Raw genomic sequence first — 22,381 nt, 5'->3', positions numbered from 1 at the left:
GTCAGGGGAAGCTGACCTTGGTGAGATCTTCGGAGATCTGCCACACGCGCTGCGCTTCTTCTGGGCTGCGCAGGCCGGCGTAGAGCTTCTGCTCGGCGGGAGGCCCGCCGAGGTGGCCGGGGCCGCTGGGGCCGTAGAAGCCGCCGGGCTTGGCGTCCGCCGAGGTGGCGGCGTACAGAGCGGGAAACTTGGCGGACTCCACGGTGCCGAGCAGGATGCCTCGTGCGGAGAGGGCCTTGATGACCTTCCGGCCCAGCTTCTCCTTGTCGCGTCCGACCTCGGGGCGCGCGGCGAGGAGGTTCGTCGGAGCGACTCCGGGATGCGAGAGGTTGCTGGTGATACCCCACCCGGCGGCGTCGCTTCGCCGGTTCAGCTCGAGACCGAAGAGACCGAAGGCGACCTTCGACTGGCCGTAGGCCTTCATCCCGTCGTAGGCGCGTTCCCAGTTGAGGTCGTCCCAGTTGATGGCCCCGCGGTTCGCCGCGACGCTGACCTGCGAGGTCACACGCGCGTGGCCGGCACGCAACAGCGGCAGCAGGTGGGCCGTCAGCGCGAAGTGGCCGAGATGGTTGGTGCCGAATTGCAGCTCGAATCCGTCCGCGGTGGTCTGCCGCTCCGGAGGCGTCATGACGCCCGCGTTGTTGATCAGGAAGTGAATGGGCCGGTCCTCTTCCAGAAGGGTCCTGCCCAGCCCCGCCACGGACGCGAGCGATGACAGATCCAAGCTCCGCAAGGACACCTCCGCGTCGGGAACCTGCTCACGGATCACCGCGAGCGCAGCTTCGCCTTTGCGCGGATTGCGAACAGGCATGAGGACCTCTGCGCCGGCCGCTGCGAGGCGCAGAGCCATACCGAGCCCCATCCCGTCACTGGCCCCGGTGACGACGGCGCGCTTTCCGTGCAGATCGGGCACGGTGATGTCGATGGGTGTGCGGGGCATGGTCTCCTCCAGAAAATGGTGCCAGTGCCAGTTCGGTGCCTGAACTCGAGCTGAACTGTCTCCTTGAGCCTGGAAGAGCGCCGTCGCAGAGGCAACTCGCAAAGGGGGGATTGTCAGGCCGTGGATCCCGGCGTGCGAGGGAGGTAGAAATGCCCTGGAAGGAGGCAGAAGCGTGATCGACCGAGCCGGACTCGCGGAGTTCCTGCGCCGCCGCCGCGCCGCGCTGCAGCCCGAGGACGTCGGCCTCCCGCGTGGGCAGCGCCGCAGGACCAGCGGGCTGCGCCGTGAGGAAGCGGCCGCGCTGTGCCACATGTCGACGGACTACTACGCGCGGCTGGAACGGGAGCGCGGACCACACCCGTCGGAGCAGATGATCGCCTCCATCGCGCAGGGGCTCCACCTCACCCTCGACGAGCGGGACCACCTCTTCCGTCTCGCCGGACACACCCCGCCGACGAGGGGCGCGCACAGCGAGCACATCAGCCCCGGCCTGCTGCGCATCCTCGACCGCCTGCAGGACACCCCCGCGGAGATCGTCACCGAACTCGGCGAGACGCTGCGGCAGACCCCGCTCGCCGTCGCGCTCACCGGCGACCTGACCCGGTACACCGGCCCTGCTCGCAGCCTCGGCTACCGCTGGTTCACCGATCCCGCCACCCGTCAGCTCTACGCCCCGGCCGACCACGCCTTTCTCACCCGCATGTTCGTCTCCGGCTTGCGCTCCGTGGCCACACTGCGCGGTCCAGGATCCCGCGCGGCCCAATACGTCGACCTGCTCACGGCTCAGAGCGAAGAGTTCCGGCACGTGTGGAACCAGCACGAGGTCGGCATCCGCCCCGGCGAGGTCAAGCGGTACGTCCACCCGGACGTCGGAATGCTGGAACTGAACTGCCAGACCCTGCTCGATCCGAGTGGACAACATCTCCTTCTCGTATATACCGCCGTCCCCGGCAGCGAGAGCTACGACCGGCTCGACCTGCTGTCCGTCATCGGCGGGCAGCTCCACCACTGAGGTCCCGGACAGACCACCGGGGGCCCGTGTCAGGCCGGCCGGTCCGCCGGTTCCGGGGAGCCCGGTACTGCTCGCCGGGTGGGGGCGGGGTCCGGTGAGGCGGCGGCCGGTCGAGACGCCCAGCGGGTGCCGGCCAGGGCGAGGCAGCCGCCCGCGATCAGTGCGAAGCCCTGCGCCGTCAGGAGCGGGATGATGCCCAGCGCGCCGGCGCAGGTGGCGCCGACCGCGATGCCGATGAGCATCGAGGCGGCCTCGGCCGCGCCCAGTACGCCGAAGACGCGCCCGCGCACCGCGTCGTCCGTCGCGTCCTGGGTGGCGGTCATGAGGCCGGTGAACATGAGCGAGGCGGGCAGTCCGACCAGGACCACGCAGACGATCGCGGGTCCGACACCGGCGCCGTCGAGAACCAGCGGGTAGCAGAAGATCACCAGGTCGATAACGCCCGTCAGGAGCGAGCCGCAGATCCAGAGACGGACGGCGCTGAAGCGTCCGCCGATCACGGCCGTGGCCAGGCCGCCCGCGATGCCGCCGACCGCCTGCGCGGACACGACCGTTCCGTAGGCGGCGCCGCTGCCGTGCAGCACATCGACCACGAACGGCGCGAACAGTGTGCTCATGATGCCCTGTCCGATGCCGGTGATCACGACGAAACCGAGGACGACGCGCAGCGGCCGGTACTGCCAGGTGGGGCCGAGGGCGGCGGAGCCCAGGGCCCGCAGACGGCGTACGGGGCCCGTGACGGTGCGCCGGGGGGCGCCGGTGGTGGCAGGGCGTGCCTGCTTGTCGTGGCGCGCGGCGACCCGGGTCAGGAGGAACGCCGAGAGGGCGAACGTCGACACGTTGAGCAGCGTGATCGCGCCGACTCCGCCCCACGCCGCGGTGACGCCGCCGACCGCGCCGCCGATCAGCCGGGCCACATCCGCGTTCTGGGCGTTGAGGGCGTTGGCCGTGATCAGCCGGCCGGGGTCCACCAGCAGCGGGATCAGGGCCTTCTCCGCGGGCTCGAAGAAGATCTGGACGGTGCCCTCCCAGAACATCACCGCGTACACGATCCAGATGCGGCCCGGCCCGTCCACCAGCAGGAGCGGCAGCAGCCCGGCCGCCAGCAGCACGTTCGCGGTGATCATCGTGCGGAGCCGGTCCCAGCGGTCGACCAGCGCGCCGGCCAGTGAGCCGAGGAGGACCTGCGGCAGGAACGACGCCAGCAGCATGCCGCCGGAGGCGAGTGTGGAACCGGTGAGCGCGAAGACCTGGTAGGCGAGTCCGGTGCGCAGTACCCAGTCCCCGGTGAGGGAGATCAGTCCGGCGGACAGGACGAGGCGGTAGTCGCGGTGCTGGAGCAGGAGTTGCCGTAAGGCACCCATGTCACCCTTCCGGGGGTTCGTCGGCGTCTGCCGAGGGCGGTTCCACCGAGACCAGATACGTCAGGTCGACGAGCCTGCTGCCCTCGGGGCGTGTCGCGGGGTCGTCGATCGGGCGCGCTTCGACGTACGGCTTGATCAGCGCGTCGATCGCGCCGACGAGGCCTTCGAGCTCTTCGGTGGTCAGATACACGCTGTTGAAACCGACGCCTGCCGTGTCGCGCCAGCCCGGCTCCGATCCACCGCGCGCCTGTTGCCAGGCCAGGTAGCGATTGACGGCGGATTCGAGAAAGACCTGCTCCAGGAGGTCCGCCGCCGCCGCGCCCTCCTGGGTCGACCCGGCACCCCGCCAGCTCATGGAATGTGACGCGGCCTGCCAGGGGTGCTCCCGGTTGTTGCGGCCGGGGGCACGCGTGAGGAAGCCGTGGCGGGCCAGCTGCCGGATGTGGTGGGAGGCCAGGGCCTGGCTGATCCCGAGCTCGCGCCCGGCCTCCGCCGAAGTGAGCGGCCCTGTCCGGCCGATGAGCGCGTACAGCTCCACTCGCAGGGGGTGGGCAAGGGCACGGATGGCACTGGGGTCCCTCAGAACCCGCGTCCTCGGATCGGGCGTCTGATCGGGCGTCTGATCGGGCGTCGGATCGGGCGGCGTCGATTCAAAGGACATGCTTTGAACATGACGGGCGGACTCGGCCAATGTCAAGGGTTTGCTTTGGATCCGCGGATCCGCACGACGGGCGGGCCCACCTTCATGGCGCGATAGGGGCGGGAAGCCCGGCCGATAGCAGCCGGGGGGATGGTCACGCCACATCAACTGCGGACCGAGGGAGTCCTGGTGGACGTAGGCCGTGACACGACGGACGGGCCTCGAAGGCACCCCGCCCTGCCCGGGGAACAGGGCGGCGTGGGTGCCCTGTTCGAGGCATGGGCACGACGGACTCCCGACGCCGTGGCGCTCGTACGGGAGCGGCGCTCGCTCACGTACCGCGAACTCAACGCCCTGGCCAACCGGTTGGCGCACTTCCTGATCGACCGGGGCATCGGCGCCGGTGACCGCGTGGGGCTCGCCGTGCCCAGGTCCGTGGAGTTCGTGGTGGCGATGCTCGCCGTCGCGAAGACGGGTGCGGCGTACGTGCCGCTGGACGCCGGGCAGGCACCGGACCGGCTGCGCCTGATGGCCGCCGAGAACCGGATCGCCCTCGTGCTCGCGCCCCCGTCCGGCACCGATCCCCACGGCACCGACGCCTACCGCACCGGCCTGTACGACACCCCCGTACTCGACGCGCGGGCCGCGGAGTCGGGCGCCTGGTCCGGCGAGGATCCCGGCGTCCCCGTCGGCGCCGAGGACGTCCTGTACGTGCCCTACACCTCCGGGTCCACCGGAGCGCCCAAGGGAACCGAGGTCCCGCACCGGGCGGTCACCGGCTTCTTCGGCGGTGAGGACTACGCGTACTGGGGGCCCGGCGCCGTCGCCGTGCACCACTCGGCCCTCTCCTGGGACGGCCACATCCTGGACCTCATGCCCGCCCTGCTGAGCGGCGGAACGGTCGTCGTCTTCGCGGGCGACGCGGGCGATCCGTGGGCCGTGGCCCGCGACGCGGCCGCCCGTGGAGCCACCGTCCTGTGGCTGACGGCCGCGGCCTTCAACACGATCGTCGACATCGGCCCCGAGCCGCTGCGCGGCCTGAAGTACCTGCTGACCGGCGGGGAGGCGCTGTCGCCCGACCATGTGGCCCGCGCTCTGCGGGCCCTGCCCGGGACCCGGATCGTCAACGGCTACGGGCCCTCGGAATGCACGGTCTTCAGCACCGTGCATCCCATCGCCGTCCAGGACACCGAGCGCCCGGACGGGATCCCCATCGGGCGCCCGGTCGGCGACCGTACGGTCCATCTTCTGGACGAGGACGGCGCCCCGGTCCCGGACGGCACGCCGGGGGAGCTGTACGTCGGAGGACCGGGCGTGGCGCACGGCTACCTCGCCCGACCGGCGCTCACCGCCGAGAAGTTCGTACCCGACCCCTTCGGCCCGGTGCCCGGCGCACGGCTGTACCGGACCGGCGACTTGGCCGCCAAGGGGCCGGACGGGCTGCTCGCCTTCGCCGGGCGCATCGACGACCAGGTGAAGATCCGCGGCTTCCGCGTCGAACCGGGCGAGGTGGCCCAGCGGTTGCGCCGCCATCCCGAGGTCCGGGACGCGGTGGTGTTGCCGCGCCGGGACGGGCAGGGCCAGTGCCTCGGCCTCACCGCGTACGCGGTGCCGCTCGCCGCGGACGACCCGCCGTCGCCGGCCGGACTGCGCGCGTCCCTGCGGCGCGAACTGCCGCCCGTCATGGTGCCGGACGCCGTCGTCCTGATGGACCGCCTCCCCCTGACGCCCAACGGCAAAGTGGACAAGAAGGCGTTGCCGGCCCCCGTCGGATCCGGCGGGGACGACCGCGCCTACGTGGCGCCGCAGACCGAGACGGAACGCTTCCTCGCCACCGTCTGGGAGGAACTGCTCGACACCGAGGAAGTGGGCCGCGACCACGGCTTCTTCGACCTGGGAGGTCAGTCCCTCCTCGCCACCAGGATGACCGCCCGCATCCGCGGCCGCTGGGGCGTCGAATTCCCGCTCCCCTTCCTCTACCAGCGCTCGTCCACGCTCGCCGGCGTCGCCGCCGAGGTGGACCGCATCAGAGCCGAAGAACCCGCGGCCGAGCCGGTGAAGGCCATCACCCGGGTGCGCCGCGTGGCCCGCACGCCCCGCACCGGCCCCGCCGCGACGCGCTGACCCCACCGTCCCCAAGGCTGACCCACCGTCCCCAAGGAGGCACCATGCCCACCCAGACGCAGCCCGCCGCGCCCACGGCCCGCACCGCCCTCCCCGACGAGGCCGCTGTGCTGGACCGGGTCCGGGCGTACTACACGAGCGTCGACGCGGGCGACGTCGAAGGCCTGCTCGCCCTGTTCGCGCCGGACGCCCGCTATCGACGGCCCGGCTACGAGCCCCTGGTGGGCCACGGCGACCTGCGGCGCTTCTACCAGGGCGAGCGGATCATCGCCGAGGGCGCCCACACCGTGACCGACACCGTGGTCGACGGTGAACGCGTCGCCGTGCAGGGCGAGTTCAACGGACTGCTGCGCACGGGGGAGCGGGTGGGGCTGCGGTTCGCCGACTTCTTCACGCTGACGCGCGAACTCACCTTCGCCACCCGGGACACGTACTTCTTCACCCCGCTCGTATAACCCCCGCCGCCCGAACCGAGGAGTCGCCATGACCACCGAGTCCGTCGTGGAGCCCGCCGGGAGCCAGACCGCCCCGCCCGCCTCCGCGCCCGCCCGCTTCGCCTTCGGCGAGACCTTCACCGATCACATGGTCACGGCCGAATGGACCGCGGACCGGGGCTGGGCGCCGGGCACTCTCGGGAAGCGCGGCCCGCTGGCGATGGATCCGGCGATGGTGGGACTGCACTACGGACAGGTGGTCTTCGAAGGGCTGAAGGCGTACCGCCAGGCGGACGGCACCGTGGGGGTCTTCCGCCCGGTGGACCACGCGCTGCGGTTCCAGCGCTCCGCACGCCGCCTTGCGATGCCGGAGATGCCGGTGGAGACCTTCCTGCGGGCGGTGGACGACCTCGTGGGCGCGGATGCGGACCTGCTGCCCGACGACCCCGCGCTCAGCCTGTATCTGCGCCCGGTGCTCTACGCGTCGGAACCGGTGCTGGCGCTGCGCCCGGCCCGGGAGTACCGGTTCGTGCTGATCGCCTTTCTGACCGGCGGGTTCTTCGCCGACCGCCCCGACCCCGTCTCCGTGTGGATCAGCCGGGACCGCAGCCGGGCCGCACCCGGCGGCACCGGCGACGTCAAGTGCGCCGGCAACTACGCCCCGGGATACCTGACCCAGCAGCAGGCCACGCGCGCCGGCTGCCACCAGGTCATCTGGCTCGACGCGGCCGAGCGGCGGTGGGTGGAGGAGATGGGCGGAATGAACGTCTTCTTCGTCCGCGGAACGGGCACGGCCGCACGCCTCGTCACCCCGCCGCGCGGCGGCACGATCCTGCCCGGCGTCACCCGGGACAGCGTCTTCGGCCTCGCGGAGCGGCTCGGGCTGCACACCGGTGAGGAGCGGCTGTCCGTCGACGCGTGGCGGGACGCCTGCCGCGGCGGCGACCTCACCGAGGCCTTCGCCTGCGGAACCGCGGCGGGGATCACCCCCATCGGCACGGTGCACGACGGCGACGACCGCTGGCGGGTCGGCACCGGCGAGCCCGGCCCGGTGACCCTCGCCCTGCGCTCCGCGCTCACCGCCGCCCAGCAGGGCAGGAGCCCCCATTTCGCCCCCTGGATCCGGCGCGTGGCCGGTACCGCCCGAGCCCACTGACCTCGCCAACGCCGAACAGGAGACCTCACATGACCACCGTCAACGCCGCCGTGCCGACGTCCGCACCCGCCGAGCCCGCCGGGGCGCCCGCGCCCGCCGGCGGGGAGGAGTTCGTCGCCACGGCATCCTTCGCCCAGCAGCGGCTGTGGGTCATGGAGCAGATGGAGGACGGCGCCGCGACGTACAACATCCAGATGGGCCTGCGCCTCCAGGGCGCCCTGGACACCACGCTGCTGCGCCGCGTCCTCGCCGAGATCCTGCGCCGCCACGAGGTGCTCCGCACCCGGCTGGTCCTGGAGGACGGCGCACTCGTCCAGCTCATCTCCGCCGAGGCGACGCTGCCCCTGCGCGAGGTGGACCTGCGCGCCAGCGCCGACCCGGAGACCGCCTGGCAGGTCGAGGCCGAACGCGACCTGCACGCCCCGTTCGACGTGTCGGTGCAACTGCCCCTGCGCGCCGTCCTCTTCCGGCCCGCCGAGGACGAGCACGTCCTCCTGCTCACCCTGGACCACCTGGTCTGCGACGCCCGGTCCCTCCAGGTCCTGCACACCGAACTGGTCTCGCTGTACCCGGCCCTCGCGTCCGGCTCACCCTCACCGCTGCCGGAGCTGCCGGTGCAGTACGCGGACTACGCCGACTGGCAGCGGGAGTGGCTGGAGGGCGAGGCGCAGCGCCGCCAACTCGCTTACTGGCGTGACCGGCTCGGGGGCGAGACGCCCCGGCTCACCTTCCACCGGCGCCAGGACGCCGAGGGCGCCGCGGCCAACGCCTCCCGTTCGCATCCGCTTCCCGACGGGCTGATCCACGAGTTGGAGGAACTGGCCCGGCGCGAGGGGGCGTCGCTGTTCTCCGTGCTCCTGTCGGCCTTCGGCGTCCTGATCGGCCGGTACGGGCGGCAGGACGACTTCGTGGTCGGATCGCTGCTGTCGGGCCGCACCCGGCCGGAGCTGGAGGACCTGATCGGGTTCTTCGTCAACACGGTGGGCCTGCGCCTCGACCTGACCGGCCGCCCGTCCTTCGGGGAACTGCTCGCCCGCGTCCACGAGGTGACCCTGGAGGCGTACGCGCATCAGGACGTGCCGTTCGAGCAGATCGCCCAGGACATTGCCCCGGAGTACGAACAGGGCCGCAGCCAGCCGTTCTTCGACGTCATGTTCCAGCTCGCCGACCTGAACCGGCGGTCCCTGCGGACGCCGGAGCTGTCGTTCGAGCCGCTGGTCATGGCCAGCGCGCCCGCGCCGGTCGACCTCGTCGTGGCGGTCCTGCGCGAGGAGGACGCGTACACCTGTGTCTGGGACTACCGCACCGACCTCTTCGGGCCCGCCGGGATCGAGCGGATGCAGCGCCAGTACGTCGATCTGCTGCGGGCCGTCGTCGCCGATCCCGACCGCGCCGTCGCCGACCTGGCCAGGACCGCGCCAACCGGGACCGACGGCATCCGCGAAGACGCCCCCGACTCCGCTCCCGCCCAAGAGGGCGCCGAGGGCTGGAACTTCGCCCGGCACTTCGACGCGGTGGCCCGCCGCACCCCGGACGCCCCGGCGCTGGTGGCCGGGGGAGAGACCCTGACGTATCGCGAACTCGCCGAGCGGGCCGACCGGCTGGCGCACGTCCTCACCGGCCGGGGGATCGGGCCGGAGAGCGTCGTCGGCATCCACCTCGAACGCGGTCTCGACCAGATCGTCTCCGTTCTCGCCACGCTCAAGGCGGGCGGGGCCTATCTGCCCCTCGACCCGGCCTACCCCGCCGAGCGGATCGGGTTCATGATCGACGACGCCGCCCCCGGACTGGTCATCACCTCCCGCGCCCTGCCGGGCCCCGCGGCGGACCTGCGGGGAACAGCCGTACCGGTCGAGGACCTGACCGCCGAGGCGGAGCAGACCCCCGGCCACGCGCCGGCCGTCCCCGCGACCGGGGCCGACCACCTCGCCTACGTCATCTACACGTCCGGCTCGACCGGCCGCCCCAAGGGCACGGGCGTGCCCCACCGGGGCCTGCGCGTCGTCCTCGACGCTATGGACTCGGTGCTCGCACTGACCGCCGACGACCGGGTGCTGCACTTCGCCTCCGCGAGCTTCGACGCGTCCGTCTTCGAGATGCTGATGGCCTTCGGCGCCGGAGCCGCCCTGCACCTCGCGCCCATGGACCGGGGCGTGCCCGTGGACCTCACCGCCTTCCTCCAGGAGCAGGCGATCACCGCGCTGGTGCTCCCGCCGTCCGCGCTGGCCGCCCTCGTCGAGGACGCGGACCTGCCCGCCCTGCGGACGGTCTCGGTCGCCGGCGAACCCTGCCCGCCCGCCCTGGCCGCCCGCTGGGCAGCGGGGGACCGGCGCTTCTTCAACCTGTACGGGCCGACCGAGGCGACCATCTGGTCGACCTGGCACCGGGTCACCCCGCAGGACGTGGCAGGTGTACCCATCGGCCGCCCGGTGCCCGGCACGGCGGCGCGCGTCCTGGACGAGGAACTCCGGCCGGTCCCCGACGGGGCGCCCGGTGAACTGTGCGTCGCGGGACCGACGGTCGTCCGTGGCTACCTCGGCCGGCCGGCGCTGACCGCCGAGCGTTTCGTTCCCGACCCCTTCGGCGGGGCGCCGGGCGCACGGCTCTACCGGACCGGTGACCTGGTCCGCCGCAACGAGACGGGCGATCTGGAGTTCCTGGGCCGCCTGGACGGTCAGGTCAAGGTCCGCGGGTTCCGGATCGAGCTCGGCGAGATCGAGCGGACGGTCGCCGCGCACCCCGGGGTCCGGGAAGCGGTGGTCGTCGTCCGCGAGGACATCCCCTCGGCGCCGGCCGTCGTCGCGTACGTGGTCGCCCGGCCCGGCACGGCCCCGGGCACGGAGGAACTGCGCGAGCTGTGCGGGCGCACCCTGCCGCACTACATGGTGCCGTCCCACGTGGTGCTCCTCGACCGGCTGCCGGTGTCCGGAGCGGGGAAGATCGACCGCAAGGCACTGCCGGCGCCCGAGCGGGCCGACACGGGCGACGCGGCGCAGGCCCCGGACGGGCCCCTGGAAGAGGCGATCGCCGAGATCTGGGCCGAGGTGCTCGGCGCCGGAGCCATCGCCAGGAGCGACGACTTCTTCGCGCTCGGCGGCAATTCGCTGAGCGCCACCCAGGTGATCGTCCGCCTCCGGCAGGACTTCGACCTCGCGCTGCCCGTCCGCACGCTCTTCGACAGCACCCGGCTCGGCGACTTCACCGAGGCCGTACGGGCCGCCGCGGACTCCCAGGACTGAGAGCCCGATCGGGCATATTCCGGTTGCGCGGTTGTGGAACCGGGCATCGCATTTTTCCTAAGATGCTGGGTAAGGTCTCGCTAGTTCACTACGACCACAGGGGAACCAGGTCAGTAGGTCCAGGGCTGCGATCCAGCCCGGTCCGAACGCCTGCGGCTGTCCCATCGGCGGGAGAGCGAGTCGCGGTGCGGGGGGAACTTTGTCTGCCTTGGTCAAAGAGGGTGACGGGGATGCGCCGTCGGTCCGGTTCCGCGTTCTGGGACCTGTCGAGATACTGATCGGGGACCGTCCGGTCCCCTTGAGGGCAGGACGTCAGCAGACCGTGCTGTCGATGCTGCTCCTGGAGGCCAACCACGTCGTCGGCACGGACCGCCTGATCGACGCGATCTGGGGGGACGACCCGCCGACGACGGCGGGCAGCCAGATACAGATATGCGTGTCGGCGCTGCGCCGGATCCTGGCCGACGCCGGCGGAATCATCGAGACCCGCGCGCCGGGCTATCTGATCCGGATCGGGGCCGACCAGCTCGACATGCAGGTCTTCGAGGACACGGTGGCCGAGGCCGGCCGGGTCTTCCGCGCCGGATCCCTCGCCGAGGCCGCCGCCCTGCTGCGCGACGCGCTCGCGCTCTGGTCGGGCAACGCGCTGGCCAGCGTCACCAGCCGGCTCGTCCGGGCGAAGGCGGCCCGGCTCGACCAGACCCGGCTGAGCGTCTACGAGGAGTGCGTGGACCGCGAACTCCAGCTGGGCCGGCACCGCGAACTGGTGAGCGAACTGATGACCCTCGTCTCCCAGAACCCCCTGCGCGAGCGGCTGTGCGGCCAGCTCATGCTCGCCCTCTACCGATCCGGCCGGCAGGCCGAGGCGCTGAAGGCGTTCCGCACCGCCCGCGCCGAACTCGTCGATCAGCTGGGCATCGAACCGGGCGAAGAACTGCGGCGACTGGAAAGCGCCATCCTCACCCATGAACCCGGCCTCGACTGGACGGACACCGCCGAGCCCGCCGCGAACACCGGCGGACCCCGCCAACTCATCGCGGCCACCAGCGACTTCACCGGACGTGCGGAACACGTCGGGACCATGGAGCGCGCACTGACGCCTTCCGACCCCGCGGCCGGTCCCTGCGGCGTGGTGCCGATCGTCGTCGTCGCGGGCAAGAACGGCGTGGGCAAGAGCGCCCTGGCCATCCATGTGGCGCACCGGCTCGCCGCCACCCACTTCCCCGACACACAGCTCTACGCGGACCTACGAGGGACCAGGCCCGACCCTGTCTCCAGCGAGGACCTGCTCATGTCCTTCCTGCGGGCCCTGAGCCCGCCCGGCACCAACTTCCCCGACACCGTGGAGGAACGGGCCCGGCTCTACCGCAGCCGCCTCGCCGCCCGGAAGGCGCTGATCGTCCTCGACGACGTCGCCGACGAGGCCCAGGTGCGGATGCTGCTGCCGGGCAGCGCGGGCTGCGCGGTGATCATCACCAGCCGGGTTCGGCTGACCGGTTTCCCCGGCTCCCTGCTGGTCAACGTCGGGCAGTTCGACCAGAGCGAGGCCATCGAACTGCTCGGCAGGGTCGTCGGCGAGGACCGGGTGCGCGCCGAGCCGGCCGCCGCCCGTACCCTCTCCGAGCTGGTGGGAGGCCTTCCGCTGGCGCTGCGCGTCGCCGGGGCCCGGCTCGCCGCCCGCCCGCACTGGACGCTGGCGACCATGGTGCGGCGGCTCGCCGACGAACATCGCCGGCTGGACGAACTGGTCCACGGCGACCTCGCGGTGCGGGCCAGCATCTCGCTGACGTACGGCAGCCTGCCGACCCGCGTGCGGCTGCTCTTCCGGGCTCTGAGCGAGCTGCCGTGGGACACCTTCCCCAGCTGGGTGGCGGCGGCCGTGCTCGACGTCCCGGTACGGGAGGCCGAGGACCTGCTCGACGAACTGGTCGACGCCCACCTCCTCGACTACATCGCGGACGGCGCCTCCGGCAGCGTCTCCTACCGGTTCCACGTGCTGATCCGCATCTTCGCGCGGGAACAGCCGCCCGAGGACCCCTCGGGCGAGACCGACTCCCGGCGGCTCCTTGAACGGGTGTGCGGAGGCTGGCTGTTCCTCACCGAACACGCCCACGGGCTGCTCTACGGAGGCCAGTTCACCCTGCTGCACGGTTCCGCACCGCGCTGGGAGCCCCGCGGCGGATTCCACGAGATCCCCCTGCACGACGCCCTGGGCTGGCTGGAGAGCGAGCGCCTCAACCTGACGGCGGCGGTGCGCCACAGCGCCGCCGCGGGCCTGGACGAGCTGTGCTGGGACCTCGCCAGCACCCTGGTGACCCTCTTCGAGGCCAGGGGCTACTACGAGGACTGGACGGAGACGCACAAGTTCGCGCTCGCCGCGGTCCGGGAGAGCGGCAACCGCCGGGGCACCGCCGCGATCCTGGCCTCCCTCGGTTCCCTGCACGTCACCCGCCGCCAGACCGGCACGGCGCCCGGACTGCTCCAGCAGGCCATGGAACTCTTCGAGGAACTGAACGACCGCCACGGCCGGGCCCTCGTCCTGCGCAGCCAGGCCTCGCTCGACTACCACATGGGCGAGACGCGGCTCTCACTGGCGCGGTACGAGGCCGCCCTCGACGAACTCCGGCAGGTCCGCGACCTGATCGGCGTGGCCCACGTCCTCGTCAACATCGCCCAGCACCAGTTGGACGCCGACGCGCCCGACGAAGCGGTCAAGCAGCTGGACGAGGCGCTCGACATCTGCCGCGCCGTGGGAAGCCGGCGCACCGAGGCCCAGGTCCTGTACCGCCTCGGCCTCGCCCAGCTGGAGCAGGACCGGGTCGACGCGGCCCGCGAGGCGTTCACCACGGTGCTGCTGCTGGTGCGTCGGAACGAGGACCTGGCGGGCGAGAGCTACGCCCGGCTCGGGATGAGCGCGGTGCACCTGAGACTCGGCAACCACCAGACAGCAGAAACGATGCTGCGCCGGACCCTGGAGATCAGCGAGGAGCTGGGCGACACGGTCGCGCAGGGCCGGGCCCTGTTCGAGCTCGGCAGCCTGCTCGCGAAGCGGTCCGACCCGGCCGGGGCCCGCCGGCACCTGGAACGGGCCCTGGCCATCTTCCGGGAGCAGAACCTGCGCCTGTGGGAGGACCGGACGCTGGAGGCCCTGGGCACGACGGCGGGCTGAGCCGGAGAGAGCCCGGGGCCTGGGCCCCGGGCTCCCGCAGAAAGGACCGACCGGACTCAGGTCCAGGGAGTGTCCTCGTCCGGGCGATGGGACGGCGGGGTCACGCCGCTCCCCGGTCCCCCGGCCACGGCCCGCGTCACCGCTGAGGCCGGTGCCGCCGCGGTGGCCATCGCCGGCGCACACACAGCCAGGACGGTCGCGGCCAGCAGAACGGACAGAATGCGCGGGGTACCAGGCATCGTGTGATCCCTTCCAGGTCAGTCAGGTCGATGGTGCGTCGATCGGATGACCGGACGCTAGGCAGCCGTCGTATCGCGGCCGTATTCATGCACTGTCGCCCGCCCATCGTCCAGGCCGCAGGTCGGCGATCGGCCACCGATAGGGGCGTGATAGCCGCCCCTGAAGAATCGGGGTGTCAATCACTGGGATTCATGACAGGGGACACCGTGGACACTGCTCTTTCGGATCCTTCTGCGGCGGTGCGGAAGACGGAACGCCTCTCGGTCTGCGTGTTCTGCGGAGCGCGCCCGGGCACCTCGCCCGAGGCCGCCGGGCTGGCCCGTGAGGCCGGCGCCACGCTGGGACTGAACGGACACGACCTGATCTACGGCTCCGGCGGCGCCGGCCTGATGGGCGAGGTGGCACGCGCCGCGCGGTCCGCCGGATCGCGGGTCACCGGCATCGTGCCGCGCTTCCTCTACGAGCTGGAACGCGCCGACCAGGCCGACGTCGACGAGATGGTCATCACCGAGGACATGTTCGACCGCAAGCGGGAGATGATCCGGCGCTCGGACGCCTTCATCGCCCTCCCCGGCGGCTACGGGACCCTCGACGAGATCCTGGAGGTCGTCTCGCTGAACTACCTCGGCCAGAGCCCCAAGCCGCTCGTGCTCGTCGACCACGACGGCATCTGGGCGCCGCTGAGCGCCCTGTTCGACGCGATCCACGCCGGCGGCTTCACCCGGCCGACCGCCCGGGCGGCCTTCCACCTGGCCGGATCGGCCGCCGAGGCCGTCGCGTTCGTGGAACACCACGCACGGTCCGCCACGGACCCGGTGCGGGTGGGCGCATGACGCCCCCGCGGCAGGCCGCACACCCCGCGTCGGGAGCCGTAGACAGGAAGGCGAACCAGTGACCACCACCGCGCAGATCGGGACCGAGGCGTTGCGCGCCCTGCGGATCGACGGGGCGCGGCTGCTGCGCCGGATCGACGAACTCGCAAGGATCGGGGCCGACCCGCTGGGCGGGGTCACCCGCCCGGCGTTCAGCGCCGAGGACCGCCAGGCCCAGCAGTACGTGCGGGCCGAGGCCGCCGGTGCCGGACTGCGCACCGAGGTCGACCAGGCCGGCAACGTGATCATCCGGCGCGCGCACGACACGGTCCCCGGCCCCGTGGTCCTCATGGGGTCGCACCTGGACACCGTGCTCAACGGCGGGCGGCTGGACGGAGCGTACGGCGTGCTGGCCGCGCTGGAGGTGCTGCAGACCGTCGTCGAAGCGGGTGTCGAGCTCGTCCACGAGCCGGTGGCGGTGGCCTTCGCCAACGAGGAGGGCGCCCTGTTCCCCCAGCCCTTCTGGGGGTCCATGGCGCTGACCGGTCAGACGGACCGGCTCCCGGACGACCCCCGCGACCGGCACGGCGACTCGCTGGCCGGTCCTCTGCACCTGGCCGGCGGCGACCTCGCGCAGCTCGGCAGGGCCGCCTGGCCACCCCGGTCGGTCCGGTCCTACCTCGAACTGCACATCGAACAGGGCCCGGTCCTGGAGGAGTTGAACCTGCCGATCGGGGTGGTCACGGACATCGTCGGACGGGTGGTCTACGACGTTCGGGTGCGCGGTCGCGCGGGGCACGCCGGCACCACGCCGATGGGCCGGCGCCGGGACGCCGCGGTCGCGATGAGCCATGTCGTCATCGCGGCCGAGCGGACCGCGACCACCGCCGGCCGGTGCCGGGTGGCGACCGCGGGATGCGTGACGGTGTCGCCCGGCGCCACCAACGTGATCCCCAGCGAGGCCCGCATCTCCGTGGAGTTCCGCGACGAATCGGCGGCCCGGATCGCCGACGCGGCGACGTCGTTCGTCGCCGAACTCCGGGCGGTCGCCGAGCTCACCGGCTGCGAGATCGTGGCCGAGGAGACCCTGCGCACCGTGCCCGTGCCCACGGACCCCGCACTGCGCGACCTCATCGCCGCCTGCGCGGAGGACCTCGGCCACGGGCACACCAGGCTGCCGAGCGGCGCGGGCCACGACGCGCAGATCGTCGCGGAGGTCGCGCCCACCGGGATGATCTTCGTGCCGAGTCTGAAGGGGCTCAGCCACACCCCGGAGGAGGACACCGCCCCGGCCGACCTCGTGGCCGGCGCGGACGTCCTGCTGCAGGCCGCCCTGGCCCTCGGGGCGGGGGACCGGTGAGAGCGGCGGCCGCCTCCGACCTGCTCCACGTCCCCCGGCCGCTGCCGGACGCCCCCGTACGGCTCATCGCCGTGCCCTACGCCGGGGGAGGGGCGAGCGTCTTCCGGGGATGGGACGGCGGCCTCCCGGACATCGAGATGGCGGCGGTCCGGCTGCCGGGGCGCGAGTCCCGCTTCGCCGACCCTCCCCACACCCGGATGGAGCCGCTCGTGGCCGAACTCGCGGACGGGATCGCGGCGACCGCCGACCGCCCGTACGCCCTGTTCGGCCACAGCATGGGCGCCCGCGTCGCCTTCGAGACCGCGCGCCTGCTCCGCACACTCGGCGGTCCGCAGCCCCGGTACCTCTTCGTCTCCGGCTGCCGGGCGCCCCAACTGCCCCTGCGGCCGCCGACCGGGCATCTGCCGGACCCGGCATTCGTCCGGGAACTGCGGGATCTGGGCGGCGCACCACCGGAGTTCTTCGCCGAACCGGAACTCGTCGAGCTGCTCCTGCCCATGCTGCGCGCCGACTTCGCCGTCCTGGAGTCGTACACGTACACCCCCGCGACGCCCCTGGACCTCCCGGTCCGGGCGTTCTGCGGGGACGCCGATCCGCACATCTCCCCGGCCCAGGCCGACGCCTGGCGCGCGCACACCTCCTCGCGGTTCGCTCTCACCACCGTGGCGGGCGGCCACTTCTATCTCGACGAGCGGCGTGCCGCGCTCCTGGCCACGATCCGGGCCGACCTCCTGCCCTGATAGCCCACCGAAGGAGCGGCGATAGACACCCCCGGCACGCTCCCACCACACACAGGCTCCCGCCCCATCGCTGACTGGAGGGACATGCCCAGCTCCGCGGAAACCGCTGAAGAACGGCGCCGGTCCCTGGACGCGCGGCTGCTGCGCCGCCGGTCCGAACGGGCCACCGGCGCCCGGTCCGGCCGCACCATCCCGCACGCCCCGCGCACCGGACCGCTGCCCGCGTCCTCGGGACAGCGCCGCTTCCTGCTGCTCAACGACCTCGACACGGCCGCCGACGGTGCCGCCGGCACGGGGAACTTCGCCTTCTGGCTGCGGCTGCGCGGCGAGCTGGACCGGGACGCGCTCGAGGGCGCGCTGAACGAGCTGTGCCGCCGCCACGAGGTGCTCCGCACCGTCTTCGCCACGCAGGGCGGCGCTCCCGTACAGATCGTGCGGGACCACGTGCCGACGCCCCTGCCCGTGCACGACCTCGGCGGTGCGGACGACCCGGCCGGCCGGGCGCGGACCGTCGCGGCCGCGTGGGCGCGGGAGGTGTTCCGGCTCGGCACCGACGTGCCCTTCCGCAGGGACCTGATCCGGCTGGGCGAGCGGGACCACGTCCTGCTGCTGAGGATCCATCACATCGCCGCCGACGGCTGGTCCGAGAGCGTGCTCAACCGCGAACTGTCCACGCTCTACAGGGCGTTCCGGCTCGGCGAGCCCTCCCCGCTGCCGCCCCTGCCCGTCCAGTACGCCGACTTCGCGGCCTGGCAGCAGGAGCAGCTCTCCGGCGGGGTGCTCGACCGGGAGACCGACCACTGGGCCCGGGTGCTCGACCGGCCCCCCGCCGCCACCGAACTGCCCTTCGACCGGCCGCCGGCCGCCGACGGCGGTACGGCCGGCGCGGTGCTGCGGATCCCCGTCGGCCGGTCCGCGCACGAGCGTCTGACCGCCCTGTGCACGGCCCACGGCGTCTCGCTGTTCCACGCGCTGCTGGGCGGCTACGCGGCCCTGCTCACCCGCTACTCGGGCCGTACCGACCTCGTGATCGGCGCCCCCGTCGCCAACCGCCAGCACGCCGAGACCGCCGGCCTGATCGGCTTCTTCGTCAACACCGTCGCCCTGCGGATCGACACGTCCGGCAACCCGGCCTTCGGGGAGCTGCTACGCCGCGTCAAGGACGTCGCCCTCGATGCCGCCGACCACCAGACCGCACCGTTCGAGCAGGTCGTCCAGCGGGTCGCGCCGCCCCGGGAGCCGGGCCGCCAGCCGCTGGTGCAGACGATGCTCCAGGTGCACAACACCCCGCAGGAAGCCGTCGAACTCGACGGGCTGCACGTCGAGTACGAGCAGTTGTTCACCGACAGCACCTCCGCGGACCTGGCCGTCAGCTTCGTCGAGACGGACGGGGAACTGGAGGCGCTGTGGGAGTACCGGTCGGAGCTGTTCGACCCCGCGACCGTACGCCGCGTGCACCAGGACCTCTTCGCCCTGATCGACGCGGCCGCGGCGCACCCCGCGCGGGGTGTCGCCGAGCTGGACCTGCTGTCGCGGGCGGAGCGGGAGTGGCTGAGGCGCCGCTCCAGGGGACCGCGCAGGCCCACACCCGACGGCGTACTGGAGCGGTTCGCGGCCCAGGTGCGGCGCACCCCGAAGGACCCGGCCGTGATCTGCGGGCCGGACCGCCTCGACTACGCCGAACTCGCGGACCGGTCCGACGCCCTGGCGCACCACCTGGGCACCCTCGGCGTCGCCGCCGGTGAGGTCGTCGGGATCTGCCTGGAGCGCGGCGCCGACATGGTGGTCGCCGTCCTGGCCGTCCTCAAGGCCGGGGCCGCCTATCTGCCGCTCGACCCCGGGTACCCGGCCGGCCGGCTGCGGCTCATGGCCGACGACGCGGCACCCGCACTGGTCCTCACCCACGCCGCGACGGCGCACGCCCTCGGTCCGCATCCGGTCCGCACCGTACGTCTCGACCTGGCCCGGGAGACTCTCGCGGCCCTGTCCGGCAAGGCCGCGCAGGGCGCGCCTCCCGGACCGCAGGACCTGGCCTACGTCATCTACACCTCCGGCTCGACCGGCCGTCCCAAGGGCGTCGCGGTCCCGCACGGCGGTCTGGCCAACTACCTGGCCTGGGCGGGGGACCTGTACCGCACCACCGGCGGGGGCTCCGTCCTGCACTCCTCGCTGAGCTTCGACCTCACGGTCACCTCGCTCTTCCTGCCGCTGCTGTCCGGCGAGCCCCTCCTCGCGGTCCCCGACGAGCAACCCCTGCCTCTGCTCGCGGCTGTCCTGACCGACCCTCGCCGGGAGCCGGCCATGGTCAAACTGACGCCTTCCCATCTGCGTGCGCTACGCGGCGAGGCCGCCGAGGCCGGTCCGGCCGATGCCGTCGCCGCCTTCGTGATCGGCGGCGAGGTGCTGCCCGCCGACCTCGTCGGGGTGTGGCGCCTGCTCGCCCCACGCGCCCGGTTCTTCAACGAGTACGGGCCGACGGAGGCCGTCGTCGGCTGCTGTGTGCACGAGGCTGCCGAAGGCGCGGACACCGGCGGGGCGGTGCCGATCGGCGTCCCCGTCGACAACACCGAGCTCTACGTCCTCGACCGGGCCGGCAACCAGGTCCGTCCGGGGACCCTGGGCGAGCTGTACATCGGCGGCTCGCAAGTGGTGCGCGGCTACCTCAACCGGCCCGCGCTCACCGCCGAGCGCTTCGTCCCCGACCCCTTCAGCGGCGTACCCGGAAGCCGTCTCTACCGCACCGGCGACCTCGTCCGGTACCTGCCGGACGGCGCCCTGGAACTGATCGGGCGCACCGACGACCAGGTCAAGATCCGCGGTCAGCGGGTGGAGACCGGCGAGGTCGAGTTCGCCCTGCGCAGCTGCGCGGGCGTGGCCGACGCGGTCGTGGTCGCGGGCGGCGCACAAGGCGCGGCCGCCCTCGTCGGCTACTACGTGGCCGAGGCCGAGCCCGGTCCGTCCCCGGAACAACTGCGCGACGCCCTCGCCGAGACCCTGCCCCGGCACATGGTCCCGGCGGTCCTGATGCCGCTCGGCGTCATGCCGCTCACGGAGAACGGGAAGGTCGACCGGGCCGCCCTGCCCGACCCGGACGCCGCCACCGGCCCGGAACCGGAGGCCGAAACCGTCCCCGCCGACCCGGTCGAGGAACGGCTCGCGAAGATCTGGGGGCGGACGCTGGGCCGCCAACGGGTCGGCGTACTCGACGACTTCTTCGACATCGGCGGGCACTCACTGCTCGCCGCCGAGGTGATCGAGGCGATCGGCCGCGCCTGGCCGGGCCTGCCCGTCCGGGGCCTGCTGCGGGAGATCTTCCTGCGCCCGACGGTCCGCGGCTTCGCCCCCGCCGTCAGGACGGCACTCGCCGCCCCGGCCGCCGCGTCCGGCCCCGTACCGTACGAGCGTCCCGAGCGGCCCGGACCGCTGCCGCTGTCACCGGCCCAGGAGAGCCTGCTGGTCCAGGTGGAACTGTCCGGGAGCCCGCACGAGTACCTCGTGCCCCAGGCCCTGCGGCTGCACGGCCCGCTCGACGTACCCGCACTCCGGGCGGCCCTGACCGCCATCACGGACCGGCACGAGGTGCTGCGCTGTCGCTTCCCCCGGGACGCTGACCACTGTCACGCGCTGCCGCCCGGCACGGAACCCGCGCTGGACGAGCACGACCTGCGCCCCCTGCCGCCCGACGCCCGCCCGGCGGCCGTCTCGGCGCTGCTGCACACCGAGGTGACCACCCCGCTGGACCTCGCGGCCGGCCCGCTGCTGAGGGCCCTGCTGATCCGCCAGGCCGACGAGCGCCACCTCCTCTGCCTGACCACCCATCACCTCGTCTTCGACGGGCGGTCCCAGCAGATCCTCTTCACGGCGCTCATGGACGAGTACACCGGAGCACTCCACGGCGGCCGGCCCGCGCCGCGCGGCCCGTCCCCGTCTCCGCAGTACGCCGACCTCGTCGGAGCCCTGCGCCGGCAGGCCGAGAACCCGGCGGACGAGGACCTGGCGTACTGGCGGGAGACCCTGGCCGGGACGCCTGTCCTCGCCCTGCCCACCGACCGGCCGCGCGGGGCCTCCCGCGCGGGCACCGGCCGGGCCACCGAGTTCACGGTGTCCGCCGCCACCGTCACCGCGCTGCGCCGCCTCGCGAAGGACCGCTCCGCCACCCTCTTCATGACCCTGCTCGCCGGACTCCAGTGCATGCTCTCCCGGCACACCGGACAGCGGGACTTCGCAGTCGGCACGTCCGTCGCGGGACGGGGCGTGCCGGAGAGCGGCGACCTCATCGGACTGTTCATCAACCAGGTCGCCCTGCGCGCCGACCTCGCCGGGGACCCCGGCTTCGACGACGTCGTGGGACGCGTCCGGCAGCGCTGCGCGGAGGCGTTCGACCGCGCCGACGTCCCGTTCGACCGGGTGGTCCGCGAAGTGCGCCCCGAACGCGTCGCGGGCGCCAACCCCCTGTTCCAGGTGGCCTTCGAGCTGGCCGACGGCCCGTGGAGCGGGGAGACGGAGACCGGGCTCCGGCTGCGGGAGCACCCCGTGCCCGTGACCGTCTCCAAGTTCGACCTGACGGTGGCGTTCCGCCCCGACGGAGACCGGCTCCTTGGCGAAGTGGAGTACGACATGGCGCTCTTCGACGAACAGCGGGTACGGGGCCTGGCCGACGACCTGGTCCAGGTCCTGGACGCGGCGGCGGCCGATCCGACGGCCCCGGTCAGCACGCTGCCGGCCGTCCGGCCCGACGCGTCGGACGGGCTGACACCGTCCGACGCGGACACCCCGGCAGGAGCCGCTCCCGCCGAGGAGGAACCCACCCACGCCGAACTGCTGGTGGCCGACGCCTACCGCGCCGTGCTGCCGACCGCCGAGTTCGGACCCGACGACGACTTCTTCGCGGTCGGCGGCCACTCGGTGCTCGCCCTGCGCGTGGTCTCACGGCTCCGCAAGGCCCTCGACCTGGACATCCCGCTCGACCTGATGTTCCACCACCCGACCGTACGGACGCTGGCCGAGCAGCTGGAGAACCTGCTGCTCGCCGAGATCGAGGCCCTGCCCGAGCACGAGGCGGCCGCCATCGTCACGGACGGCCGGTCCTAGGGCGCGTGTCGAAAGTCCTGCCTGCCCCGCGGCGCCTGGCACGCACGCTCGCGGCGTTGC

Annotated in this window: 13 protein-coding genes; 10 read left to right on the top strand and 3 right to left on the bottom strand. The window is 73.0% G+C overall.

Going from position 1 to position 22,381, the window contains the following annotated elements; all coding sequences use genetic code 11:
- Position 1: 1 nt before the first annotated feature.
- Positions 2 to 940, bottom strand: coding sequence for an SDR family oxidoreductase (locus ACFVDP_RS03620; protein WP_383482580.1), 939 nt, complete (start codon positions 938 to 940; stop codon positions 2 to 4).
- A 172-nt stretch (positions 941 to 1,112) separates the two neighbouring features.
- Between ACFVDP_RS03620 and ACFVDP_RS03615 the strand changes: the two genes are divergently transcribed.
- Positions 1,113 to 1,952, top strand: a complete 840-nt coding sequence (locus ACFVDP_RS03615; RefSeq protein WP_383482577.1) for a helix-turn-helix transcriptional regulator — start codon at positions 1,113 to 1,115, stop codon at positions 1,950 to 1,952.
- A 29-nt stretch (positions 1,953 to 1,981) separates the two neighbouring features.
- Here ACFVDP_RS03615 and ACFVDP_RS03610 read toward each other — a convergent pair whose 3' ends face one another.
- Both ACFVDP_RS03610 and ACFVDP_RS03605 read right to left on the bottom strand, forming a co-directional pair.
- Positions 1,982 to 3,316 (bottom strand): MFS transporter, encoded by a 1,335-nt coding sequence (locus ACFVDP_RS03610; protein WP_383482574.1) that lies wholly within the window; start codon positions 3,314 to 3,316, stop codon positions 1,982 to 1,984.
- A 1-nt stretch (position 3,317) separates the two neighbouring features.
- Positions 3,318 to 3,977, bottom strand: coding sequence for a winged helix-turn-helix domain-containing protein (locus tag ACFVDP_RS03605; RefSeq protein ID WP_383482572.1), 660 nt, complete (start codon positions 3,975 to 3,977; stop codon positions 3,318 to 3,320).
- A gap of 168 nt (positions 3,978 to 4,145) precedes the next feature.
- Between ACFVDP_RS03605 and ACFVDP_RS03600 the strand changes: the two genes are divergently transcribed.
- The 9 genes from ACFVDP_RS03600 (at position 4,146) to ACFVDP_RS03560 (ending at position 22,321) form a co-directional block, all read left to right on the top strand.
- Positions 4,146 to 6,080: an amino acid adenylation domain-containing protein gene (locus tag ACFVDP_RS03600; protein ID WP_383482569.1), complete on the top strand. Its 1,935-nt coding sequence runs from the start codon at positions 4,146 to 4,148 to the stop codon at positions 6,078 to 6,080.
- A 44-nt stretch (positions 6,081 to 6,124) separates the two neighbouring features.
- Positions 6,125 to 6,535 (top strand): nuclear transport factor 2 family protein, encoded by a 411-nt coding sequence (locus tag ACFVDP_RS03595; protein WP_383482567.1) that lies wholly within the window; start codon positions 6,125 to 6,127, stop codon positions 6,533 to 6,535.
- Between the two features lie 28 nt (positions 6,536 to 6,563).
- Positions 6,564 to 7,670: a branched-chain amino acid aminotransferase gene (locus tag ACFVDP_RS03590; protein ID WP_383482564.1), complete on the top strand. Its 1,107-nt coding sequence runs from the start codon at positions 6,564 to 6,566 to the stop codon at positions 7,668 to 7,670.
- 29 nt (positions 7,671 to 7,699) lie between these two features.
- The gene (locus ACFVDP_RS03585) at positions 7,700 to 10,909 is read left to right on the top strand and encodes an amino acid adenylation domain-containing protein (RefSeq protein WP_383482561.1); all 3,210 of its coding nucleotides are present in this window, start codon (positions 7,700 to 7,702) and stop codon (positions 10,907 to 10,909) included.
- A 298-nt stretch (positions 10,910 to 11,207) separates the two neighbouring features.
- Positions 11,208 to 14,078, top strand: a complete 2,871-nt coding sequence (locus ACFVDP_RS03580) for a BTAD domain-containing putative transcriptional regulator (protein WP_383482558.1) — start codon at positions 11,208 to 11,210, stop codon at positions 14,076 to 14,078.
- Between the two features lie 479 nt (positions 14,079 to 14,557).
- Entirely contained in the window at positions 14,558 to 15,151 is a 594-nt protein-coding gene (locus ACFVDP_RS03575; protein WP_383482556.1) for a TIGR00730 family Rossman fold protein, read from the top strand.
- A gap of 58 nt (positions 15,152 to 15,209) precedes the next feature.
- Positions 15,210 to 16,490, top strand: coding sequence for a Zn-dependent hydrolase (locus ACFVDP_RS03570; protein ID WP_383482553.1), 1,281 nt, complete (start codon positions 15,210 to 15,212; stop codon positions 16,488 to 16,490).
- Positions 16,487 to 17,230, top strand: coding sequence for a thioesterase II family protein (locus tag ACFVDP_RS03565; RefSeq protein WP_383482550.1), 744 nt, complete (start codon positions 16,487 to 16,489; stop codon positions 17,228 to 17,230). The genes ACFVDP_RS03570 and ACFVDP_RS03565 overlap by 4 nt, the downstream gene beginning before the upstream one ends.
- Positions 17,231 to 17,314: 84 nt before the next feature.
- Positions 17,315 to 22,321, top strand: coding sequence for an amino acid adenylation domain-containing protein (locus ACFVDP_RS03560; RefSeq protein WP_383482547.1), 5,007 nt, complete (start codon positions 17,315 to 17,317; stop codon positions 22,319 to 22,321).
- Positions 22,322 to 22,381 lie beyond the last annotated feature (60 nt).

It is taken from the genome of Streptomyces sp. NPDC057694 (assembly GCF_042799415.1).
Lineage (GTDB): Bacteria > Actinomycetota > Actinomycetes > Streptomycetales > Streptomycetaceae > Streptomyces.
The sequence above is the reverse complement of the archived record's forward strand: the minus strand, read 5'-3'. Positions and strand labels throughout refer to the sequence as shown.